Below are 19,866 nucleotides of genomic sequence, written 5' to 3' on the forward strand. Positions count from 1 at the left end.
AACTTTTTTACAGACATGATAAAAAAAATAGCTGCCGGCATTATAATTTGTTTCTCATTATTGTTATTTATAATCTTTGGTGCATTATCTTTTGTTAACTATAATTCGGTTACCAATAATCTTACCAGTCATTTAGGAATTGCGAAAGAAAATATCGGCAAAATAAAGATGAATAAATTTCCTTTGCCCTATTTAATTATTGAGACGATAAAGGAAGAAGGAGAGTTAGATTTAGAGCAGATAAAAATTCATTTTTCGTTGTGGTCGCTTATAAAATTTAATCCTAAAATTAATAAAATAGACATATTAGATGCTAAATTTTATTCTAATTCTAATGTATTAAATATTTATAATCATGAAGAGTTAATAAAGAATTTCTTTAAATATAAATTACAAAATATAAATCTAAATGTTACTAATCTAAGTATTATTAATAAACAAGACTATTCTATTTTAAATTTTAATAATTGTATATTAAAAAAAGAAAATGCTTTATCGTCTAATTACATATTTAAAACTACAAGTAACTATATAGGTAAAATTTCAGGTTCAATTAATAAACGTGACGATATAGTAGATTTTAGTCTTGATATTGATAATAATGATTATGGTTTTAAGCTATCGCAAATTTACAAAGATTTTAAGCTTACTAGCGGTAGCGGTGAATATCAGATTAAAAATTTAGCATCAGTAATGTATAATATATTACCAGATTTAAATCATCTTTTTAATAAATTTAATCAAAATGAGGCAGTAAACGTTAAATTTAATATTTCAAATAATGAAGATGAAATAGAGCTAAAAGACATAGTAATAGCATCCTCTTTTATTACAGGTAATGGATTTGTTAACATTGCTAAAAATGATAATATTACTACTAATGTGAAATTAGATTTTCCTAAAATAGATCTAAGTTCGTTAATTTCTCCAAATGCAGAGGTAACATTTAATACTTCTTCTTCAAATATTAGATTTATTTTTGCTGACAAATTGCTTAAAGCAGAGGTAGCAATTAACGAAATAATTTTAAGTAGTAATGAAGCACTAGAAAAAATAGTCTTTTCTTCTAACTTATCAAAGGGTACTTTAAAGATAAATGAACTTTCAGGTAATATTAAGTCAGGTGGAGAATTTAAGCTTACAGGTAATGTAACACAGAATGCCGTTAGAAGTATGTTTGATGGACAGCTATATTTAAAGCACAATGATATAAATTCGTTACTGAATATTTTAGGCTTTAACGATGTTACTATTAAAGAAGCTATTCCTTTTAGCTTGTCGTCGGATTTAAAACTCACTTTAATAGATTTATTTTTTAATTTATTACTTAAAACGGATAATTTAAATTTATCAGGAAATTTTTCTAGTAAATTTATTGCTCAAACACCTCGTTTAGATGCTACGCTTAATATCTCTTCACTTGACTTAAGCGGTAGGACGTATCCGATAATTTCGCCTCTTATTGAATTTACAAAAAATTTAACTAAAGATATGAAAACTTTAGATTATCCAAGTAAATTTATTCCTATTAGAACAATAGGATATTTAGCTAATTTAGATATTTTGATAGATAGCGTTAAGTATAATGATCATGTATTTGACAAAATGAATTTGCTTGCTAAAATCGTACCGGCTAATATAAAAATTAGTAATTTAGATTTTAAAACCGCGGGCAGCTATTTATCAACTAGCTGGAACTTGGATGCTTCAAGTGTATTACCGTCTTTGACCATAGAAATTAAGGACGGTAATCTTACTACTGATTTATTATCACCGGCAGGAATGCTTAATTTAAGAAATAAATTAATAAATGATTATAGTTTAGATAAAGCTACATTGCAATTTTACGGGACATTATCAACATTATCACAGAATAATTTAATATTGAAAAATGTTAAATTTTATGTAGCAAATAATAATAATCTATTACAATTTAATAATATTGAAGCAGAATTATTAGGCGGCAAGCTTCAAGGTAGCGGCAATATTTTATTGGAACCTTATTCTATAAATTTCGTATATGCTTTAAATACAATAGATTTAGATAAAGTTTCGGCTCTTATGCCTAAAATATTTACTGCAAGTAGCGGAAAAGTAAGTATAAGCGGTAGTTTAGGGACTAACGGTAACACTCTTCAAAGCCAGCTATATAACCTTACTACAAAATCACAATTTGCTATAAACAATATAGATGTTAATAATTTTGCAATTGATTCTTTTATAGAAAAAATTAATACAGCTGATTATAAGGTACAAAATTTAGATAAAGATATAAATAGTGCTATAACCACAGGACAAGAAAATGTTAGAGGTATAAGCGGTGATATTGAACTACAAAAAGGTATTGCCCTTTTAAAGAAAGTAAAATTTGCAACACAATATAGTAGCGGTGCGGCCTCTTTTGCAGTTAATATATATAATTTTGATATGGATGCATCTAGTATTTTATCATTTTATGTACCGGCAAGGCTTGTTAAGTTAAATACCTCAAATACGAGTTCCGATAAAGATAGTTTGGCACATCTTAATATAAAAATGCAAGGGAGTATTTTTGCTCCTAAGAAAACTTTTGATAGTAGTGAGCTAAAAAAATTACTTATACCACAAACAACTGAAAACAAAACTACTATAGATAACCATTAAAAAATAAAAATAAATGACTAATACTAAAACTTTAGAAGAAAATATTAGCTTTGAAGAAGCTTTAAAAGAGCTTGAGGAAATTGTTAAAAAAATAGATAACGGACAAGAGAGTCTAGAGACGGCAGTTAATAGCTTTGAAAGAGGTATTTTACTTAAGAATCATTGTGAGAAAAAACTAAAAGAAGCTCGGTTAAAAATTGAGAAAATTACTAAACTTGCTGATTCTACGGTGGTCTTAGAAGAGACGGAAGTGTAGCTTGCAAGGCATTGCCTGTCTGAATACCTAGTCGTCATTGCGAGCAGGCATTGCCCGCGTGGATACTGAAGGTCGTCATTGCGAGGAGCGAAGCGACGTGGCAATCTAGAAAATAATTAAAAAAATTCTGTAAATCAGAATTTTTAACTGGATTGCTTCGTCAAAACTTACAGTTTCTCCTCGCAATGACGACCTTCAGTATCTACGCAACAACACCTTGCGAGCAGCCGTAGGCTGTGTGGCAATCTCATGAGATAATAACAAACTCCTGACATTGCGTACGTACAATTACTCCGTAATTTCCTCGCAATGACAAAAAAACTGATACACGCAAGCAAGCCTTTCGTGGGAATGACATAACGTAAAAATTACAATGCTTATGGTTAATCATATAATTGACTTCATCTATACCGTTCCTAATATTGTTTTATTCATCATAATAAATATTGTTTTGATGAGTTTTTGTGCGGGATTTATATTTAACAAAATACATTATTCCTAATAATTTTCAAAAAGAAGAGCTTGGAAGTCTTGGCGGGTTTTTATCAGGTGTAGTCGGTAGTATGTATGCGGTATCAACCGGTTTTGTATTAATTTATTTACTCGGTAATTTTAATAAAGCACAAGAAGGGGTGGCAGCAGAATCTATAGTGTTGATGAGGCTTGCAGATAGTGTAGGTTGGCTTCCTCATGAAATGAGACCTGCAATTTATCTAGATATTAAAAATTATACCAAAGATGTAATGCAGCGTGAATGGCAATTAATGAAAGACGGCAAGAAAATCGGTCATGAAGCTCTTATTTTCCTCCAAGATATTAATAAGCGACTACAAGCTTATAAAGCAAGCGAGCAAATGCAGCTATTTACTAAGCAGGAAATCATTGAGGAGATAAAAGAGCTTTATACCGTAAGGTATAACAGGATTAAAATGTCCTATTTTTCCTTAAATATTCAATATTGGATAGTTGTATGTATAATGACCGCTATTAATTTAATTTTTGTCTGTATGCTTGGCACCAAGCTTTATCTACATAAGATTTCGGTTGGTTTAGTTTGTATCACTTCATCATCAATGCTTTTTTTATTATTTATCCTTGATAAACCTTTCCGTGGTCCTTTTGCCGTTAATCAATATGACCTTATTAAGGCTATACTTATATTGAGAGATTAAATTAAGACTTCCTGCATAAGTCACTTCTAAAGGTAATTTGTACGTCGATCCGGTACTCGAATCCTCACGTACGCTTGTGTACGCTGCGGTTCTGCGTTCCGTGTCTCCTTCAAATTCCTCTTTATAAGATGACTTATGCAGGAAGTCTAATGATATCAGTAACAACATAACGCCATAATTTATCCGTGCCTTTAGTAATACCTATACGAGCAGTAGTAGAGTAGGGTAGCTTTAAGCCGATATCGCCGACAAAAAATTCGTTATTATTGATAAGATCGCATTTATTATGAGAAATATTAATTCCAAGGTATTTGCATAATTTACCCGGACCGTTTAGATATAGATTTTCAGGTGAAATAACATGTACGCCTCGAATTAAGGTCGCAGCCGGAAAGCCTTCAATGTCAGTTACGAAATTTAAACAATAATACATTCCGTAAATTAAATAGACATAGCTAAATCCGGCAGGACCAAACATTATATCTGTTCTTTTGGTACGCCCTCTTGCTGCATGGCAAGCAGGATCATCCTGTCCTATATAGCTTTCAGTTTCAGTAATGATAGCTGTTTTACCCTGAAAATAAAGAGCTTTACCGATTAACTCAGTGCTTACTACATTAGTATCTCTTGCAAAAAATTCACGAGGTAATAGGATTAATTTATTCATATTTTTTTAAAAAGATATTTAAATTTTTGTGCCATTTTGTAGGAGTGAATTCAGTAATTTCATATTCTGCTACATCATTAATGTAAAAGGGATCTTCTTTTAATATATCTTTAAGTTGACTTAGTTTTTCTATATTAGCTAAAATAATACCGCCAATTCTCGGGTGTATAGGACCTGATAAAATAAAATATCCCTTATCATAATATTTATCTAAAAATTTTCTATGTTCTGTAATAAATTTTTCAATGGAAGAAAGGTCTAAGCCTAAGGTATATTTAAGATTTACAATAAACATAATTTATATTTTCTTATTAAATGATTTGGAATTTTTTATAGAGAGTGGAACAGCATCATACCCACCATTACAAAACGGTTGGCATTTGATGATTCTTTTAAAGGTAAGCCACAAGCCTTTAAGTGTGCCGTGTGTTGTTATAGCTTCTTTAGCATATTCTGAACAAGTAGGATGAAAGCGGCAATTATTGCCAAGTAGCGGGGAAATGAAATATTGATAAAATCTAAGTAATAATAATAAGATTTTACTCATTTTGAAGCTTGTCTATTAGTTTTTCCATTTTTTCTTGAGTTAGATCTTCATAATAATCGTCATTGATTTGTACGACCGGAGCGTTAACGCATGCTCCTAAACATTCTATCTCGCTTAAAGTAAATTTTTGATCTTCAGTGGTTTCTTTGAGTTTTATACCTAATTTCTTTTCACAAATTTTCATGATATCATCACTACCGCGTAGCCAGCAAGGGGTAGTAGTACATACTTGAATATGATATTTACCAACTCGCTTTAAGTTAAACATAGTATAAAAAGTTGCAACTTCATAAGCCTGCATATAAGGCATTTCTAGCATATTTGCGACATATTCGATAGCAGGCACGGGTAGCCAACCGCCATTTTGACGTTGTGCTAAATCAAGCAGCGGTAATATAGCACTTCTTTTACCTTCCGGTGGATATTTTTTTATAATATCTTCTGCTAGATTTAAATTTTTCTTATCAAATGTAAAATTTGTACTCATATATTTTTTGTGTTGTTTTTGTGTGGCTCGATTTCATCGTCATTGCAAGAAGAATTACGTAGTAATTCGACGAAGCAATCTCGGGCTAAAATCCTGAGATTGCCACGCTCCTTGCAGTCGCTCGCAATGACGGCTTAATGTACACGCGGGCAATGCCCCCTCGCAATGACGAATCAACGATCAATCTCACCAAATACTATATCAAGCGTAGCTATAATAGTAATAACATCTGCCATTAAGTGACCTTTGGACATAAAATCAAGGCCCTGTAGATGAGCAAAGCCGGGTGCTTTAATGCGACACCTGTAAGGTTTGTTACCTCCTTGCGAGTATAAATACACACCAAACTCGCCTTTAGGGGCTTCTACGGCCTTGTAAGTTTCACCAGCTGGAACATCATATCCTTCCGTATAAAGCTTAAAATGATGAATCATTGCTTCCATAGATTCTTTCATTTTGGCTCTTGTCGGCGGTGTTAATTTAGGATCATCGGTTTTAACTTCACCTTTGGGCATTTTTTCTATACATTGCTTGATTATCTTAACAGACTCGTACATTTCAACCAGACGGACAAAATATCTGTCGTAACAATCACCGTTTTTGCCGATCGGTACTTTAAAATCCATCTCATCATATACGTCATAGGGGTTTGATTTACGCAAATCCCAAGCTATACCCGAGCCTCTAAGCATCGGTCCTGAAAACCCCCAATCCATTGCCTCTTTTTGAGACACAATGCCGATATCTACTAAACGTTGTTTCCATAATCTATTTTCATTTAGTAGGCTTTCAATATCATGAAGTTTAGGAGGAAACTGCTCTATAAACTTATCTATATCCTCAAGTAAACCTTTGGGTAAATCTTCTGCAACTCCGCCCGGTCTAAAGTAGTTTGAATGCATACGAGAGCCGGAAACACGCTCGTAAAATTCCATGATCTTTTCTCGCTCTTCAAAAAGCCATAATAAAGGAGTAGTAGCACCGATATCTAAAGCTTGGCTGCCAATATTCAAAGTATGGTTCAAAATTCTTGTTAGTTCTGAGAATAGTACCCTGATAAACTGAGCTCTTCGTGGGACTTCGCATTCTAATAACGACTCGACTGCCAAAGCAAACGCATGTTCTTGGCACATTGGCGAAACATAATCAAGGCGATCAAAATAAGGTATAGCCTGCAAATATGTTTTATGCTCAATAAGCTTTTCCGTACCACGATGCAGTAACCCAATATGAGGATCGGCGTTATTTACTACTTCCCCGTCCATCTCAAGAATTAACCTTAAAACTCCATGAGTTGCCGGATGCTGCGGACCAAGATTTAGAGTTATAGTTTTAGTGTTGTTAGTCATAATGTTTTTTGTTGTTTATTTTTGGATTCCTGCACTTCTATGTCATTCCCCTAGCTAAAAGCGGGAATCCAGTACTCTAAAGTTTTTTAAAAGCTCGATTTATCTCGCTTTACTCTGGATTCCCGCTTTCGCGGGAATGACATAAAATGATCCACGCAGCCTATGGCTGCTCGCAATGACGTTGTTACTTCCTTGCCTTCTCATCCCCTGGTAGTACATAACTCGGGCTATGCCAGTGAGAGCTAAAATCAAACTCACGATATTCTATGTCTAAATCGACCGGCTCATAAGCCACTTTCTTTAGTTTCTCATCATATTTAACCTGCGTATAACCGGTTAACGGGAAATCTTTACGTAATGGATGTCCCTCGAATTCGTAATCAGTTAGTATTCGTCTTTTATCGTCATTGCCATCGAAATTTACCCCGTACATATCGTAAACTTCATGCTCATACCAACAAGCGGCACTAAATATATTCATTGCCGAAGGTATAGTTTCTTTTTCAGATATATATACTTTTATTATAAGACGCTTATTTAATTTTAGGCTTAGTAAGTTGTAAACTACTTCAAATCTTTTATCTCTTTCAGGAAAATCAGCTCCAAATAAATCAGTAAGTACGGTAAAACGTAATTCTTCCGATTCTTTTAAAGCTTTTAAAAACGGTAATAAAAAATTCGGCTCGATTTTATAAGCTAAGTAATCCTTAACTATAATAGGTGTTATTAAAATGCTAGATTTAGCTGCAAGTTTTTCAATGAGTTTGTCTAGCGTCATACTTAAAACCTGTAGTGCGTTTAATTTTTTTCTGTAACTGCATAAGTCCATAAATTAATGCTTCGGCGGTAGGAGGGCAGCCAGGGACATATACGTCAACCGGTACGATTCTATCACAGCCACGCACTACCGAATAAGAGAAATGATAATAGCCGCCGCCATTAGCACAGCTACCCATTGAAAGCACCCATTTAGGCTCAGCCATCTGATCATATACTTTACGTAGAGCCGGTGCCATTTTGTTAGTAAGCGTTCCTGCAACTATCATAAGGTCGGACTGTCTTGGACTTGGTCTAAATAACATACCGAAGCGATCCATATCATATCTACTTGCTGCTGCCTGCATCATCTCAACAGCACAACAAGCAAGCCCAAAAGTCATGGGCCATAAGGAATTAGCTCTCGCCCAGCCTATAACGTCGTCAACTTTAGTGAGTAAGAATCCTCTATTAGAAAGCTCATTATTTAATAATTCGTCTTCTTGATAAAAACTGTGTTTCATATAATTACCAGTCTAAAGCTCCTTTCTTCCATTCATATATGAACCCGATAGTAAGTACGAATAAGAAAAATATCATTGAGAAAAAGCCTATTTTACCTATCATATTAAGGCTAATAGCCCAAGGCACTAAAAATGCGATTTCAAGGTCAAAGATAATAAATAAAATAGCAACTAAGTAAAAACGTATGTCAAATTTTGACCTTGCATCACTAAAAGGTTCAAAACCACACTCATAAGGCTCTAGCTTATCTTTATTATATTTCTTTGTCGATAATAGGTTAGGTAGAATCATTATTAAGCCGGAAACCAATACCGCAATACCGAAAAATATAGCAATCGGTAGATATTCTTGTAAAAGCCCTGAGTTTTGTAGCATATGTTTTTATTGTTTTTCGTCATTGCGAGGAGAGGTATCCGTGTGGATACCCAAATCGTCATTGCGAGGAGCGAAGCGACGCGACAATCCATTTAAATAATTAAAAAAATTCTGTAAATCAGAATTTTTTACTGGATTGCTTCGTCGAATTACTACGTAATTCTTCTCGCAATGACGAAAAACCGATCCACGTGGGTAATGCCTGTTCGCAATGACGTAGATTTCACTTACTTCTATATCTATACCAAATAGCATCAATTATCAACGACAATATCAGGTTTAACTAGTAACTTTATTAAAACTAGTACCCAAATACCGCTTGATATCCACCATATTTGCCAAATATTATATGAAATCATGCCGATAATATAGTAATTTATAAAACATGCATAGGAAATTGCTTTGAAATTATTATTTTCGAGATTACTAATTTGTTTGAGATATTTATAAACTAAGCATAAAAATAATATTAAACCTATTATACCGAGTTCAAGAGTAATTTGTAATATATTATTATGAGGGTGTAGCGGCAAAGGATGCCATTTTTCTCCGTTGTAATTGATCATTTTACTATTATTGACTTTGATATATTTAGAAGAAGCAAAGCCATAGCCTAAAATCGGTTTTAGGGTGATTTTATTTGCAACAAAATGCCAAATAAATAAACGATGAGCAGCGGAAGGTTGTGTAGCTAAATATTTTTCAGATAAATCTCGTGGTTCTATTTGTGTAGCTATAACAGGAAATAGTAACGAGCCGGTAATTAAACTTATTGCAATTAATTTGAAAAATATCGGTTTTATAAGTCTTGCTAAAATAAATATTACTCCGCCTATACTGAAGCCTAAAAAACTTGCTAAACTATCGGAAATACTTAATAAATAAAGCACTAATATATATAGCATTAATGCGTGTCTTCTTTTACCGCTAGAGAGTAAAATTATAATCGCTACCCAAGAAGTAATTGAAAGTAAAGCACAACCACGATCTAGCATATATAAGCCAAAACTAGCTTTGAATGTTCTTGTTAAAAAACCATGAGAAGAATATTCAATGAAGAATAATAATATTGCCGTGAGAATTCCGAGTATTAAAGCTTTTTTGAGCTGCAAGCGATTCCCGAAAGGAGCAGAATTACTAACTATAAATCCAAGAAATAAAAGTATGAAAACTTGAGTGAATTTAAATAAGTTCGTTAGTGAACAAGATATTAAACACCAGGCGGCGAATAATAATTCGATTTTTATCGTCATTGCGAGGAAAAACTGTAAGTTTTGACGAAGCAATCTCAGGAGCCCTGCTTTATGAGATTGCCATGCTCCTTATAGTCGCTCGCAATGACGATTAATACCTCGCAGGAATAATATTAGCAAAAAAATTGTTACAGTAGCTGCAACCGATAAGCCCGCTACCATCCCAAGACTTGGAATTAGGAATATTAAAGTTGAAGTTAAATAATTTATCATTTCAATTAAAAACAATCTTTAGCAAAAATTTCGTAGATTGGGTGTTCAAACGTTGAAAGTGAAATGCTTGAAGAAATCATCCATCCTTGAAAGAGTAAATTAGGATCTTCGTCTATTTTATATTCCGTTATGGTCATCAGCAAATAATTATCTTGATTATACGGATCAAGGTTTTTTATACATTTGTGCAATTTGATTTTTATATTACCGAAATATTTCTCTTCCCCGACTTTAAAATTAATTTCTTCAGAAGTGGCAGTAATTTTATTTAGAGCAATAATTTTACCGTTTGTATAGCTCTTAAACTCGGAACTATCATTAATGTTATCGTTTGAGTTTAAAACAGGATGATTTTCATCAAGAGGGATAAATACGTCATTTTCAGTATCTTCAGTTGTAGTAACCGACTCTAAATTTTCTGCAAATATAGAAGAGTAAGTACATATGATCGTGATAAAAACAATTCGTAGTAACTTCATAAATAAACATATTATTTTTCAAAATTATATACTATAGGGGATTAATGGCAATGATAATTTGTGATAAGGTTTTAACGTCATTGCGAGCGACTGAAAGGAGCGTGGCAATCTCATAAAGCAAGACTCCTGAGATTGCTTCGTCAAAATTTTCAATTTTTCCTCGCAATGACGATGTAGGTACAAAATGCTCCACTCTAAAGAACTCTTAAATTCTATTTTACGGCAGGATTTTCATAGCTTTATCATTAAGGTATTTAATACTATTAATCCGGGAGCAGAGTATTACCCAAGTAAACATATAAGAATAATTACCGATTATTTAAATGCCGTGCAAAGCGGTGATATTAATCGTTTAATAATCAATATACCGCCAAGGAGCTTAAAATCTATTTGTGTTAGTGTTGCTTGGCCTGCTTATCTACTTGGGGTTAAACCTACCAAAAGGATTATGATTGCTAGCTATTCTCAAATACTTAGCATTAAACACTCACTAGATTGTCGGTTTATTTTAAATTCCGATTGGTATAAGGAACTTTTCCCGAATACTATCCTTAGTAAAACCCATAATCAAAAAAGTAAATTTTTAACGACAGCTAACGGCTTTAGATTTGCAACATCGGTTGGAGGATCGGCAACAGGTGAGGGCGGTGATATCTTAATTATCGATGATCCTCATAATCCTACGCAAATTCATTCTTATAAAATACGTAAGAAAGTTTATAGATTGGTTTGAGCAAACTTTTGTTAGCAGACTAAATAATCATAATAAGGGAGCGATAGTTCTAGTTATGCAGCGTCTTCATAGTGATGATTTATCCAGTTATCTACTTAATAGTAGTAATTCATGGCATCATTTGAAAATTCCAGCTATTAGCATTCAAGATTACTCCTTTAAATTAATGAATAAAGAATATCAATACCTTAGCGGTGAGATTTTAGATAGCTATAAAGAACCTCCTGATTGCTTAGCAAAGTTAGAGCAGGAAATAGGTAGCTATAATTATAATGCTCAATATTTACAAGAACCTATAGCTAGGGGGGCATCTTTGCTTAATATGGAGGATATTAGCTTTTATGAAACTCTATCTGAGAAGTTTGATTATTTTGTGCAAAGCTGGGATACGGCAATTAAAATTTCTGAAAATTCCGATTATAGTGTTTGTACTATATGGGGATTCTTGAGCAGAAATATTATCTAGTATCATTAGTACGGAAAAAAATTAATTATCCTGAGCTTAAAAATATAACGGAAAAATTGGCTAGAGAATATCAGCCAAAATTTATATTAATCGAGGATAAAGCAAGCGGTCAACAATTAATTCAAGATATAGGGTTTTTAGGCGATAATATTAGAGTGATTGGGATTAAGCCAAGGCTCGATAAAGTTACAAGATTCGCCTCGGTAGTTCTTTTATTTCAATCAGCTAGTGTTTTAATACCCAAACAATCAAGCATAATTTTAAAGGAATTACTGAATTTTCCCCATATTAAAAATGACGATATAGTGGATTCCGTTAGCCAGTTCCTGAATTTTATGAAGGATAAATCGTTTAAATATCCTGCACGGATTAGGAGTTTAGTATAAAAATAGTTGCTTTTTGTATGGATGTTGGTAGTATTACCGTGTTTTGAAAACGTCATTGCGAGCGACCATAGGGAGCGTGGCAATCTTATGAAATAATAACAAACTCCTGAGATTGCCACGTCGAGGCTTTGCCTCTCCTCGCAATGACGATACCTAGGCTGGGTAGCAAAGTGGTAATGCCGTGGACTGCAAATCCTCTATTCGTCGGTTCGATTCCGACCCTGGCCTCCATTATAGAAATTAAAAAATCTTATGGAATTTATTTCGCAATTCCTAGAAATGCTCTTAGCCGAGCGAGCATTATCAAAAAATTCTATACTTAGCTATAAGCGTGACCTATTCGATTTTCAAAACTATCTTGCTAAACAAAGATTATCCGAATTAAATATTACCACAGAAAATATTAGAGATTGGATTGAGTATCTAGCAAGTAATGATTTACAAGCACGCTCAATCAACAGAAAAATCTCAACTATAAAAAGCTATTATGAGTTTTTAATTAGCGAAAATCATACTGCCTTTAATCCGGTTCTTAACGTAGATTTACCGAAATACCAAAATAAACTTCCTGAAATATTGTCTATAGATCAAATTAAATCGCTACTTGAATATTGCTCGCAAGATAATTCTCCTGAAGGTATACGGCTTAATGCTATGATTCATTTGCTTTATGCTAGCGGTCTTAGAGTCTCAGAACTTGTTAGTCTTAAGCTTACTGATATTCTGACTAATAAAACTTCTAAAGGAGAAGTAAGAAAAATATTTTCGGTGCTTGGTAAAGGTAATAAGGAAAGAGTCATAGTAATAAATGAACAGGCAGTTATCTCTATTGCTAAATATCTTGCAATTAGAGATATTTTTGTGAATAAAGCTAAACCAAAAAATCTAATTTATTTATTTCCCTCATCAGCTTTAGCAGGTTATATGACTAGGCAAAATTTTGCAATTCTGTTAAAATCTGCTGCTCTTTATGCCAATCTTAACCCTGAACATATTTCTCCTCATATATTACGCCACAGCTTTGCAAGTCATTTACTTGAGGGCGGAGCAGACTTAAGAGTAATTCAAGAGCTACTCGGTCATGCTGATATATCAACTACCCAAATATATACTCATCTTCAAGCTAATCATCTAAAAAAAGCATTATTGCATCACCCTCTTAACAAAAATTAATTTACCTTAATCTTTTATAAAGTACTTGTTAATATTTTTTAACTAAATATAATAGGCCTTTTTAATTTAAGGGAAATTATATGAAGCTAAAAGAAATTATGCTCTCTTGTATTAATAAACCTAGAGAAATTGAAGAAAAATATCTTAGATTAGCTCAAGAGAAAGAATCAGGGTTCAATGTTTATTCCGGGTTAGGTCAAAAAAACTTAGAAAGAGAAGAATTATGTGATGAAGCATCACATAATTTAGCAAGTTTAGTTATCCAAGAAATAGATAACGAAAATTTTGATTTTGGGATTTTACAAAAAATGCAGCAGGCTTTTAGCATTGCAAGTAAGCAAAAACAAAGAAAAGCTTTTATAAGTTTTTTAGATAAAGAGCTTAATAAAGAGCAATTACATAAACTCAGTCAAGCAATAATGGAAAATGCAGATGAATTAATGCCGGATGATGATCCTAATTTCGTTTGTCGTACTCCTAATAATAAAGTTTTTCAAGAAATATTATTATTGCAAGCAAAAAGAAACAATTTTGCTGTAGAAGTTGATAAAAAAGGAACTTTAAAAATTAACTTTCCTAGCAAGATACTTGAACTTTACAAGTTATTAGTAGATAATTTTTATTTGAAAAACTTTGAAAAAGAGGAATTGCAGAAAAAATTATATCAGGAATTGTTCCCTGATTGTCAAATTCCTTTTGAAGAACTAATTGAAAAAGAGGAATTGCAGAAAAAATTATATCAAGAATTGTTCCCTGATTGTCAAATTCCTTTTGAAGAATTAATTGAAGAAGTAAGTTTTTTTGAAAATTTTATTGAATGCTTAAAAGAATTTTACATTAAAAGTAGCTTAGCACAAAGCATAATGTTTTTACTTGTAAGTAAATATATCGAAGAACATGATGTAGCAAAAGAATTATTTAGGTCAGAGAGGTTTAAAAAAGTAAGTGAATTAGAAAAATTTAAACCATACTATGATATTAATAAGGGCGATGAAGTAGATAGTTATGTATTTAATTCTATATTAAATGATGTAAAAGGTGTTTATATTAGCAATTTAGCATCTTCAAATATATTAGAGCTAGTAAATCATACTCAACCAGATGGTGAGATAGTATCAATAGAAATTCTAGGAAATAGTGAAAGTCCAGTATGACTTTCTAGATACTGTCTTAAAGTTTTGATTATAAATATAGTAAAAACCTCTAGAAATTAATTTAATCTATCATTAATATTAAAATAATTATAAGTTAGATTAATATTAAATATGGCTACAAAAAATAAAAAAGAAACAGTGAATACTGAAACAAAAAATTTAGCAAATTTAGTTATCAAAGAAATAGGTAACGAAAATTTTGATTTTGATGTGTTGCAAAAGATGCAGCAGGCTTTTAGTACTGCAAGTAAGCAAAAACAAAGGGAAGCTTTTATAAGTTTTTTAGATAAAAAGCTTAATAAGGAGCAATTACATAAGCTCAATCAAGCAATAATGGAAAATGCAAATGAATTAATGCCGGATAATGATCCTAATTTTGTTTGTCGTACTCCTAATAATAAAGTTTTTCAAGAAATATTATTATTGGAAGCAAAACGCTCAGGTATGAAAGCAAAATTTAATGATAAAGGAGAATTACAATCTCTTGATATAAAAGATATAACACCGGAAATATTAGATCACTATCGTATTTTACAAGAAAAATTTTATCCTAAAAGAAATTCTAAAGATTTAGTAGATAGTAGAATAGCTCAAAGTATTAATTTTTTATTATATGCTCCACTTTTTCGAGAATCAGAAATATATGAGAAAATATATAAAAAATCACCGGAAGAAGCATTGAAAATAGAAGGAGGAATAGCTGCTCCTAACGGTAAGTATGTTAAACAATTAGTAGATGCTAAAATAGGAACCAATATACATTTTAATACCAAAGAAAATTTAGAAAATAAAGCAAATGAAGGAAAAGAGACTAAGATATCTTTAATAATTGAAAAAGCAATAACAACACTCGAGAAAGACAAAAAGGTAAGTATTGAAGATAAGAGACGAGAAGAAATAAAAAGGCATTTATCTAAATCTTTAGAAGGAGCTTCTGATTATATATTAACATTCAAAAAAAATGATTTAGTAGATATAATACATCAAGAATTAGATAAAAGACAAACTTGGTGGTCAAAGATTGTTAATTATATAAGTATAAAATCATATTCCATTTCTAAAGAAAATCTTGAGAAAATAGGAAAAATAGTAAATAGTGAAATTAAAAATTCTCATACTCCTTTAAAAGTAGAAGTACAAGAACAGTTAAAACAAATCTCAAAAGAGTTAAATAGATTAAATAATCCGGCATTGCCGTCAGAAGCTAAAAAGGTTCAGGCAAAATCCAAAAAACCGCCTGTTCCTCCAAAACCTGAACATCTCAAAAAAAGAAATCATGGATTGTGATGTCATTCCCGCGAAAGCGGGAATCCAGAAAAAAAGCGAAATTATTTGAGCTTTTAATTTTAAAATTTAGTACATTTATATTTTTTAATGACTGGATTCCCGCCTACGCGGGAAGGCATTGTTGCGTGGATACCGATGTCATTCCTGCGAAAGCAGGAATCCAGCATAAATCGAGCTTTTAATTTCAAAAATTTTCTGTATTTATACTTTTTTTCTGGATTTCCGCTTTCGCGGGAATGACATAAAGAGCATTTACCGGTCCACGCAACAATGCCACGCGGGAATGACATCGAACACGGTTAATGATCCATGCAATAATAATTTATAATTTATTACTTCCCATAATATTGTAACCGCAATCTACATAATGAATTTCACCGGTAACACCTTTAGATAAATTACTAAATAAATATACTGCTGCTCCTCCTACATCTTCTTGGGTAGTATTACGTTTTAATGGTGCGGTTGCAGCGTGAGATTTAAGCATAGTACTAAAATCACCTATTGCACTAGATGCTAGAGTTTTGATAGGTCCCGCCGAAATAGCGTTTACTCTAATATTATTTTCTCCCAAATCGTTTGCTAGATATTTTACACTAGCCTCAAGTGCAGCTTTAGAAATCCCCATTACATTATAATTAGGTATAACTTTTTCAGCACCGTAGTAAGTTAACGTCACAATGCTTCCGCCGTCATGCATTAAGGCTTCTGCGGACCTTGAGAGTTCTAAAAGAGAGTAACATGATATATGTAAAGAATTATGAAAATTTTCTAAGCTAGTATCAACATAATGTCCTTTTAATTCATTTTTATCGGCAAAAGCCATACCGTGAAGTAAGAAATCGAAGCTACCCCATTTCTCTTTTATATCATCAAATAAATTACTAATTGATTTTGGATTCGTAACATCGAGTTCGCTAACAAAATTACAACCTATCTCCTCAGCGAGTGGTTTAACTCGTTTTTCTAGTACTTCCGATTGATAAGTAAACCATAGCTCTGCTCCGTGTTTTTTAGCAAGCTGTGCAATCGCCCACGATATTGACATATTATTTGCAATGCCTGTAATTAAGCCTTTTTTTCCTTGTAGTAATCCTGTAGTCATTTATTTACTCATTATATTAAAACTTGCTGAAATGATAGCATGATGTATTATTTTGTAAACAAATAATCGATAAAAATGTATAAACCTAAAATCATATGTTTACTGCTAGGGATGTTAAGCGGTTTAGTTTTTGCTCCGACTTTCTTTATACCGGCATTATTAACGTTATCTTACTTATGTTATATAGTTCAAAAATCCGAAAATTGGCAAGAAGCCGCAAAATTTGGTTATTTATTCGGTTTTGGGCATTTTTTAAGTGGAATATATTGGATAAGTATCGGTGTTAGCGTTTATATTGCGGATTTTTGGTGGGCAATTCCTTTTGCGTTATTTGGGCTACCTATAGTTTTAGCTTTCTTTATATCGGCAAGCTGCATGCTTAGTTTTTTTGCTAAAAATAATAAATATTACCAATTTATATTCTGTTTATGTTGGGTATTATTTGAGTGGATACGTTCATGGATTTTTACCGGTCTTCCTTGGAATTTGATCGGCTATGCTTTCTCGTTTTCAGATATTTTAATACAGCCTTTAAGTATAATAGGGATATATGGACTTAGTTTTATAGTTATATATATTTCTACATCAGCTTATCCTTTATTTAGCAAGCAATTTACTCAGTTAAAAATATTACTAGCTAGTTCAGTCCTAATATTAATCGTAATTGTCATTTACGGAGCAGTAAGGCTAAGTAATAACCTTACAAATTTCACTGATATAAAAGTACGATTAGTGCAGCCTTCAATACCTCAAACCGAAAAATGGAATGAAGAAGAATTTTGGCATAATTTAATGCTACATATTAATTTATCAGAAAATTCCGAACCCATCGATTTAATTATTTGGTCTGAAGCAGCATTAGTAGTACCTGATGATATACCGCAAGTTAAATCAGAATTATTAAAAATGCTAAATTCTACAAATGCTATTTTGATAACAGGAGGGATCTCGGATAATAAAAAACAAGGTGATGAGTTTGAACTTTACTCAGCTATGTATGCTCTTGATAAAAATGATCATAAATTATTTGAATATCATAAATCACATTTAGTACCTTTCGGTGAGTATATGCCTCTTAAAAAGATACTACCGTTTAAAAAATTAACTCACGGTTTAATTGATTATAAAGAAGGAGATGGAGGGCTTGTTTATCTTGAAAAATATAATCTTAAAATTAAACCTTTAATTTGTTATGAATCTATTTTTCCTGATTTTGTACGGACGAATAATGAAATAGCCGATGTAATAATTAATATTACAAATGATGCGTGGTATGGTAAATCAAGCGGTCCATATCAGCATTTTCATATTAGTAGAAGTAGAGCCGTAGAGAACGGTTTACCTATGATTAGAGTAGCAAATAACGGTATTTCAGCTATAGTAGATCCTTTTGGTAGAACAACAAAAAAACTAAATCTAAATGAAATAAATTATACTCAAGGTTTAATTCCTAAAAAACTAACCTCTCCTACTATATTCTCGCAATTTGGTAATTTTACTATTCTATTACTCATCGTTTTTATACTTTTAATTAATTATTTATTAGTCTTGATTCTTGATAACTAAAGGGTTTTAGCATTATTATATTAAATTTTTAATAAAGTTGCTTGATTAAATATAAAGTAATATACTACATTTAAAGTTGAATAGACTTTATTAATAATTAAAGCTTATTGTTAAAATGAATGATTCAATAAAACATCCGGACAAACTCGCAAGTGAACGTTTAAAAGAACGACGTCTTGCTGTAGGTATTAGCCAAAAAGAATTAGGGCAAGCTTTAGATATTAGTACTCTCCAAGTTAAAAAATATGAAGAAGGTTTAAGTAATATACCTATAAGTAGGTTATATGTTTTTGCAAAAGTTTTAAATACGCCTTTAAAGTATTTCTTTAATAGTTTTGAAGAAGAAAAGTTAAAAACTGACGATGAAAATACTTCTAATAATAAAATTGAATATCTATTCAAAGAAATAGAAAGTGATTTCTTAAATAATATTGCTGAAGAAGAAGGGCAATATGAAAATGACGTCTCTTTTGATTATAAAGAATTATCAAGGACTATGGAAAGAGAACTTTTATCTTTAACTAGAGCATTTACTAGAGTACAAAATCCAAATATTAGAAAAATAATAATTGACCTTGTCAGATCAGTATCTATACCTTGTGAATAATATTAAATTTTCATTGACTTAGCATTGCTAAAGTATTAATTTTTGTTAAGATTGATGATCGTTATGATACCGGTTTAACAGGTGAAGAGCCACTAGTAAGCTGGACTGCAGGTCAAGATGTTCTATCGCAATTAATAGGGCAAACGGTATTAGAACAAACAGGAAATACAGAGTTTAAGAAATGAATTTCTTTTTCATTTTGCAAGCCTTGCTGCATAAGTACTGAATCGTCATTGCGAGCGGGCATTGCCTGCGTGGATATCTGAACCGTCATTGCAAGGAGCGAAGCGACGCGGCAATCCAGAAAAAATAATAAAAAAATTCTGTAAATCAGAATTTTTAACTGGATTACTTCGTAATTTCCTTGCAATGACGGGAAAACCGGTCCACGCAACAATGCCTTGCGAGGAGCGGTAAAACCCACTGTGTCACCTAGTTCGCTTGACCACGTGGTCCATAAAAACAATAAAAATACTAATAATTTTAGTATTTTTAACTAGATCCCGTGGTCAAGCCCATAGTACCGGACATTTTTTTAAAGATCTCGATGTCATCCTAGCTAAAAGCGGGGATCCAGACTAAAAAATCTTTAATTTTAAAGATTTTTTATTACATAGTTTTTTTTAAGCTTTACTTTACTGGATTCTCGCCTACGCGGGAATGACCT

At 32.1% G+C, this 19,866-nt stretch carries 22 protein-coding genes, 1 tRNA gene and 5 pseudogenes; 15 read left to right on the forward strand and 13 right to left on the reverse strand.

The features are described from left to right. Window positions 1-15: 15 nt before the first annotated feature. From BN1174_RS06710 to BN1174_RS06720, 3 genes and pseudogenes are all read left to right on the forward strand, one after another. Window positions 16-2,643 (forward strand): AsmA-like C-terminal region-containing protein, encoded by a 2,628-nt coding sequence (locus tag BN1174_RS06710; RefSeq protein ID WP_040257510.1) that lies wholly within the window; start codon window positions 16-18, stop codon window positions 2,641-2,643. 13 nt (window positions 2,644-2,656) lie between these two features. Next, window positions 2,657-2,899 (forward strand): exodeoxyribonuclease VII small subunit, encoded by a 243-nt coding sequence (locus BN1174_RS06715; RefSeq protein WP_008580037.1) that lies wholly within the window; start codon window positions 2,657-2,659, stop codon window positions 2,897-2,899. 454 nt (window positions 2,900-3,353) lie between these two features. Next, window positions 3,354-4,076, forward strand: a pseudogene (locus tag BN1174_RS06720) (bestrophin-like domain). On the opposite strand, the pseudogene BN1174_RS13215 reads toward BN1174_RS06720, so the two are convergent. From BN1174_RS13215 to nuoE, 5 genes and pseudogenes are all read right to left on the reverse strand, one after another. Beyond that, window positions 4,068-4,239 (reverse strand): annotated as a pseudogene (locus BN1174_RS13215) (palindromic element RPE1 domain-containing protein); the annotation flags it as partial. The pseudogenes BN1174_RS06720 and BN1174_RS13215 sit on opposite strands and share 9 nt — an antisense overlap. Continuing rightward, entirely contained in the window at window positions 4,205-4,738 is a 534-nt protein-coding gene (locus BN1174_RS06725) for a DNA-3-methyladenine glycosylase (RefSeq protein ID WP_040257516.1), read from the reverse strand. The gene BN1174_RS06725 and the pseudogene BN1174_RS13215, both read right to left, overlap by 35 nt. Beyond that, window positions 4,731-5,033 (reverse strand): YciI family protein, encoded by a 303-nt coding sequence (locus BN1174_RS06730; protein WP_040257518.1) that lies wholly within the window; start codon window positions 5,031-5,033, stop codon window positions 4,731-4,733. Before BN1174_RS06730 ends, BN1174_RS06725 begins: the two co-directional genes overlap by 8 nt. A gap of 3 nt (window positions 5,034-5,036) precedes the next feature. Further along, window positions 5,037-5,285: a membrane protein insertion efficiency factor YidD gene (yidD, locus tag BN1174_RS09185; protein WP_045812501.1), complete on the reverse strand. Its 249-nt coding sequence runs from the start codon at window positions 5,283-5,285 to the stop codon at window positions 5,037-5,039. Continuing rightward, window positions 5,278-5,772, reverse strand: coding sequence for an NADH-quinone oxidoreductase subunit NuoE (gene nuoE / locus BN1174_RS06735; RefSeq protein WP_040257520.1), 495 nt, complete (start codon window positions 5,770-5,772; stop codon window positions 5,278-5,280). Before nuoE ends, yidD begins: the two co-directional genes overlap by 8 nt. A 9-nt stretch (window positions 5,773-5,781) precedes the next feature. On the opposite strand from nuoE, the gene BN1174_RS12385 reads away from it, so the two are divergent. Further along, window positions 5,782-5,910, forward strand: coding sequence for a hypothetical protein (locus BN1174_RS12385; RefSeq protein WP_269379089.1), 129 nt, complete (start codon window positions 5,782-5,784; stop codon window positions 5,908-5,910). A gap of 35 nt (window positions 5,911-5,945) precedes the next feature. On the opposite strand, the gene nuoD is transcribed toward BN1174_RS12385, so the two are convergent. From nuoD to BN1174_RS06765, 7 genes and pseudogenes are all read right to left on the reverse strand, one after another. Then, window positions 5,946-7,121: an NADH dehydrogenase (quinone) subunit D gene (gene nuoD, locus BN1174_RS06740; protein WP_040257521.1), complete on the reverse strand. Its 1,176-nt coding sequence runs from the start codon at window positions 7,119-7,121 to the stop codon at window positions 5,946-5,948. 184 nt (window positions 7,122-7,305) lie between these two features. Further along, entirely contained in the window at window positions 7,306-7,899 is a 594-nt protein-coding gene (locus BN1174_RS06745; protein ID WP_040257528.1) for an NADH-quinone oxidoreductase subunit C, read from the reverse strand. Next, window positions 7,877-8,401 carry a NuoB/complex I 20 kDa subunit family protein gene (locus tag BN1174_RS06750; protein ID WP_011270898.1) on the reverse strand — a complete coding sequence of 175 codons (525 nt, stop codon included), beginning with the start codon at window positions 8,399-8,401 and terminating at the stop codon, window positions 7,877-7,879. Before BN1174_RS06750 ends, BN1174_RS06745 begins: the two co-directional genes overlap by 23 nt. A 4-nt stretch (window positions 8,402-8,405) precedes the next feature. Next, on the reverse strand, window positions 8,406-8,777 hold the full coding sequence (locus BN1174_RS06755) for an NADH-quinone oxidoreductase subunit A (RefSeq protein ID WP_040257531.1): 372 nt from the start codon (window positions 8,775-8,777) through the stop codon (window positions 8,406-8,408). A gap of 6 nt (window positions 8,778-8,783) precedes the next feature. Then, complete coding sequence (locus tag BN1174_RS10255) at window positions 8,784-9,032, reverse strand: hypothetical protein (RefSeq protein WP_231555834.1); 249 nt, start codon at window positions 9,030-9,032, stop codon at window positions 8,784-8,786. Then, a pseudogene (locus tag BN1174_RS06760) lies at window positions 9,032-10,240 on the reverse strand (O-antigen ligase family protein). Before BN1174_RS06760 ends, BN1174_RS10255 begins: the two are co-directional and overlap by 1 nt. An 8-nt stretch (window positions 10,241-10,248) precedes the next feature. Further along, a complete protein-coding gene (locus tag BN1174_RS06765; RefSeq protein ID WP_040257533.1) occupies window positions 10,249-10,722 on the reverse strand; it encodes a DUF2155 domain-containing protein in 474 nt (157 codons plus the stop codon). Window positions 10,723-10,812: 90 nt separating this feature from the next. Here BN1174_RS06765 and BN1174_RS13220 point away from each other — a divergent pair. From BN1174_RS13220 to BN1174_RS06800, 8 genes and pseudogenes are all read left to right on the forward strand, one after another. After that, window positions 10,813-10,893: pseudogene (locus BN1174_RS13220) on the forward strand (octaprenyl-diphosphate synthase); the annotation flags it as partial. Window positions 10,894-10,906: 13 nt separating this feature from the next. Next, entirely contained in the window at window positions 10,907-11,455 is a 549-nt protein-coding gene (locus tag BN1174_RS11950; RefSeq protein WP_040257540.1) for a hypothetical protein, read from the forward strand. A 55-nt stretch (window positions 11,456-11,510) separates the two neighbouring features. After that, a complete protein-coding gene (locus BN1174_RS11955; protein ID WP_231555835.1) occupies window positions 11,511-11,921 on the forward strand; it encodes a hypothetical protein in 411 nt (136 codons plus the stop codon). Then, a complete protein-coding gene (gene terL / locus BN1174_RS11960; protein ID WP_231555836.1) occupies window positions 11,891-12,307 on the forward strand; it encodes a phage terminase large subunit in 417 nt (138 codons plus the stop codon). Before BN1174_RS11955 ends, terL begins: the two co-directional genes overlap by 31 nt. A 156-nt stretch (window positions 12,308-12,463) precedes the next feature. Further along, window positions 12,464-12,538 (forward strand) — tRNA-Cys (locus tag BN1174_RS06785). A 21-nt stretch (window positions 12,539-12,559) separates the two neighbouring features. Beyond that, on the forward strand, window positions 12,560-13,480 hold the full coding sequence (gene xerD, locus BN1174_RS06790) for a site-specific tyrosine recombinase XerD (protein ID WP_040257542.1): 921 nt from the start codon (window positions 12,560-12,562) through the stop codon (window positions 13,478-13,480). A gap of 80 nt (window positions 13,481-13,560) precedes the next feature. Beyond that, window positions 13,561-14,634 carry a DUF5410 family protein gene (locus BN1174_RS06795; RefSeq protein WP_040257544.1) on the forward strand — a complete coding sequence of 358 codons (1,074 nt, stop codon included), beginning with the start codon at window positions 13,561-13,563 and terminating at the stop codon, window positions 14,632-14,634. A 111-nt stretch (window positions 14,635-14,745) separates the two neighbouring features. Beyond that, window positions 14,746-15,921 (forward strand): DUF5410 domain-containing protein, encoded by a 1,176-nt coding sequence (locus BN1174_RS06800; RefSeq protein WP_040257545.1) that lies wholly within the window; start codon window positions 14,746-14,748, stop codon window positions 15,919-15,921. A 322-nt stretch (window positions 15,922-16,243) separates the two neighbouring features. On the opposite strand, the gene fabI is transcribed toward BN1174_RS06800, so the two are convergent. Beyond that, a complete protein-coding gene (gene fabI, locus BN1174_RS06805) occupies window positions 16,244-17,026 on the reverse strand; it encodes an enoyl-ACP reductase FabI (protein ID WP_040257548.1) in 783 nt (260 codons plus the stop codon). Window positions 17,027-17,101: 75 nt separating this feature from the next. On the opposite strand from fabI, the gene lnt reads away from it, so the two are divergent. The 3 genes and pseudogenes from lnt to BN1174_RS09195 form a co-directional block, all read left to right on the forward strand. After that, window positions 17,102-18,592, forward strand: coding sequence for an apolipoprotein N-acyltransferase (gene lnt / locus BN1174_RS06810; protein WP_040257550.1), 1,491 nt, complete (start codon window positions 17,102-17,104; stop codon window positions 18,590-18,592). A gap of 115 nt (window positions 18,593-18,707) precedes the next feature. Then, a complete protein-coding gene (locus BN1174_RS06815) occupies window positions 18,708-19,199 on the forward strand; it encodes a helix-turn-helix domain-containing protein (protein ID WP_040257552.1) in 492 nt (163 codons plus the stop codon). Between the two features lie 53 nt (window positions 19,200-19,252). After that, window positions 19,253-19,384: pseudogene (locus BN1174_RS09195) on the forward strand (negative regulator of beta-lactamase); the annotation flags it as partial. Between the last annotated feature and the right edge of the window lie 482 nt (window positions 19,385-19,866).

Origin of the sequence: Rickettsia hoogstraalii (assembly GCF_000825685.1) — a bacterium.
GTDB classification, from domain to species: domain Bacteria; phylum Pseudomonadota; class Alphaproteobacteria; order Rickettsiales; family Rickettsiaceae; genus Rickettsia; species Rickettsia hoogstraalii.

Bases quoted from the DNA above. Each gene is read 5' to 3' on its own strand.
- BN1174_RS06710 (WP_040257510.1), top strand. From the start codon at position 16: ATGATAAAAAAAATAGCTGCCGGCATTATAATTTGTTTCTCATTATTG.
- BN1174_RS06715 (WP_008580037.1), top strand. From the start codon at position 2,657: ATGACTAATACTAAAACTTTAGAAGAAAATATTAGCTTTGAAGAAGCT.
- BN1174_RS06725 (WP_040257516.1), bottom strand. From the start codon at position 4,738: ATGAATAAATTAATCCTATTACCTCGTGAATTTTTTGCAAGAGATACT.
- BN1174_RS06730 (WP_040257518.1), bottom strand. From the start codon at position 5,033: ATGTTTATTGTAAATCTTAAATATACCTTAGGCTTAGACCTTTCTTCC.
- yidD (WP_045812501.1), bottom strand. From the start codon at position 5,285: ATGAGTAAAATCTTATTATTATTACTTAGATTTTATCAATATTTCATT.
- nuoE (WP_040257520.1), bottom strand. From the start codon at position 5,772: ATGAGTACAAATTTTACATTTGATAAGAAAAATTTAAATCTAGCAGAA.
- nuoD (WP_040257521.1), bottom strand. From the start codon at position 7,121: ATGACTAACAACACTAAAACTATAACTCTAAATCTTGGTCCGCAGCAT.
- BN1174_RS06745 (WP_040257528.1), bottom strand. From the start codon at position 7,899: ATGACGCTAGACAAACTCATTGAAAAACTTGCAGCTAAATCTAGCATT.
- BN1174_RS06750 (WP_011270898.1), bottom strand. From the start codon at position 8,401: ATGAAACACAGTTTTTATCAAGAAGACGAATTATTAAATAATGAGCTT.
- BN1174_RS06755 (WP_040257531.1), bottom strand. From the start codon at position 8,777: ATGCTACAAAACTCAGGGCTTTTACAAGAATATCTACCGATTGCTATA.
- BN1174_RS10255 (WP_231555834.1), bottom strand. From the start codon at position 9,032: ATGCTATTTGGTATAGATATAGAAGTAAGTGAAATCTACGTCATTGCG.
- BN1174_RS06765 (WP_040257533.1), bottom strand. From the start codon at position 10,722: ATGAAGTTACTACGAATTGTTTTTATCACGATCATATGTACTTACTCT.
- BN1174_RS11950 (WP_040257540.1), top strand. From the start codon at position 10,907: ATGCTCCACTCTAAAGAACTCTTAAATTCTATTTTACGGCAGGATTTT.
- BN1174_RS11955 (WP_231555835.1), top strand. From the start codon at position 11,511: ATGCAGCGTCTTCATAGTGATGATTTATCCAGTTATCTACTTAATAGT.
- terL (WP_231555836.1), top strand. From the start codon at position 11,891: ATGGGGATTCTTGAGCAGAAATATTATCTAGTATCATTAGTACGGAAA.
- xerD (WP_040257542.1), top strand. From the start codon at position 12,560: ATGGAATTTATTTCGCAATTCCTAGAAATGCTCTTAGCCGAGCGAGCA.
- BN1174_RS06795 (WP_040257544.1), top strand. From the start codon at position 13,561: ATGAAGCTAAAAGAAATTATGCTCTCTTGTATTAATAAACCTAGAGAA.
- BN1174_RS06800 (WP_040257545.1), top strand. From the start codon at position 14,746: ATGGCTACAAAAAATAAAAAAGAAACAGTGAATACTGAAACAAAAAAT.
- fabI (WP_040257548.1), bottom strand. From the start codon at position 17,026: ATGACTACAGGATTACTACAAGGAAAAAAAGGCTTAATTACAGGCATT.
- lnt (WP_040257550.1), top strand. From the start codon at position 17,102: ATGTATAAACCTAAAATCATATGTTTACTGCTAGGGATGTTAAGCGGT.
- BN1174_RS06815 (WP_040257552.1), top strand. From the start codon at position 18,708: ATGAATGATTCAATAAAACATCCGGACAAACTCGCAAGTGAACGTTTA.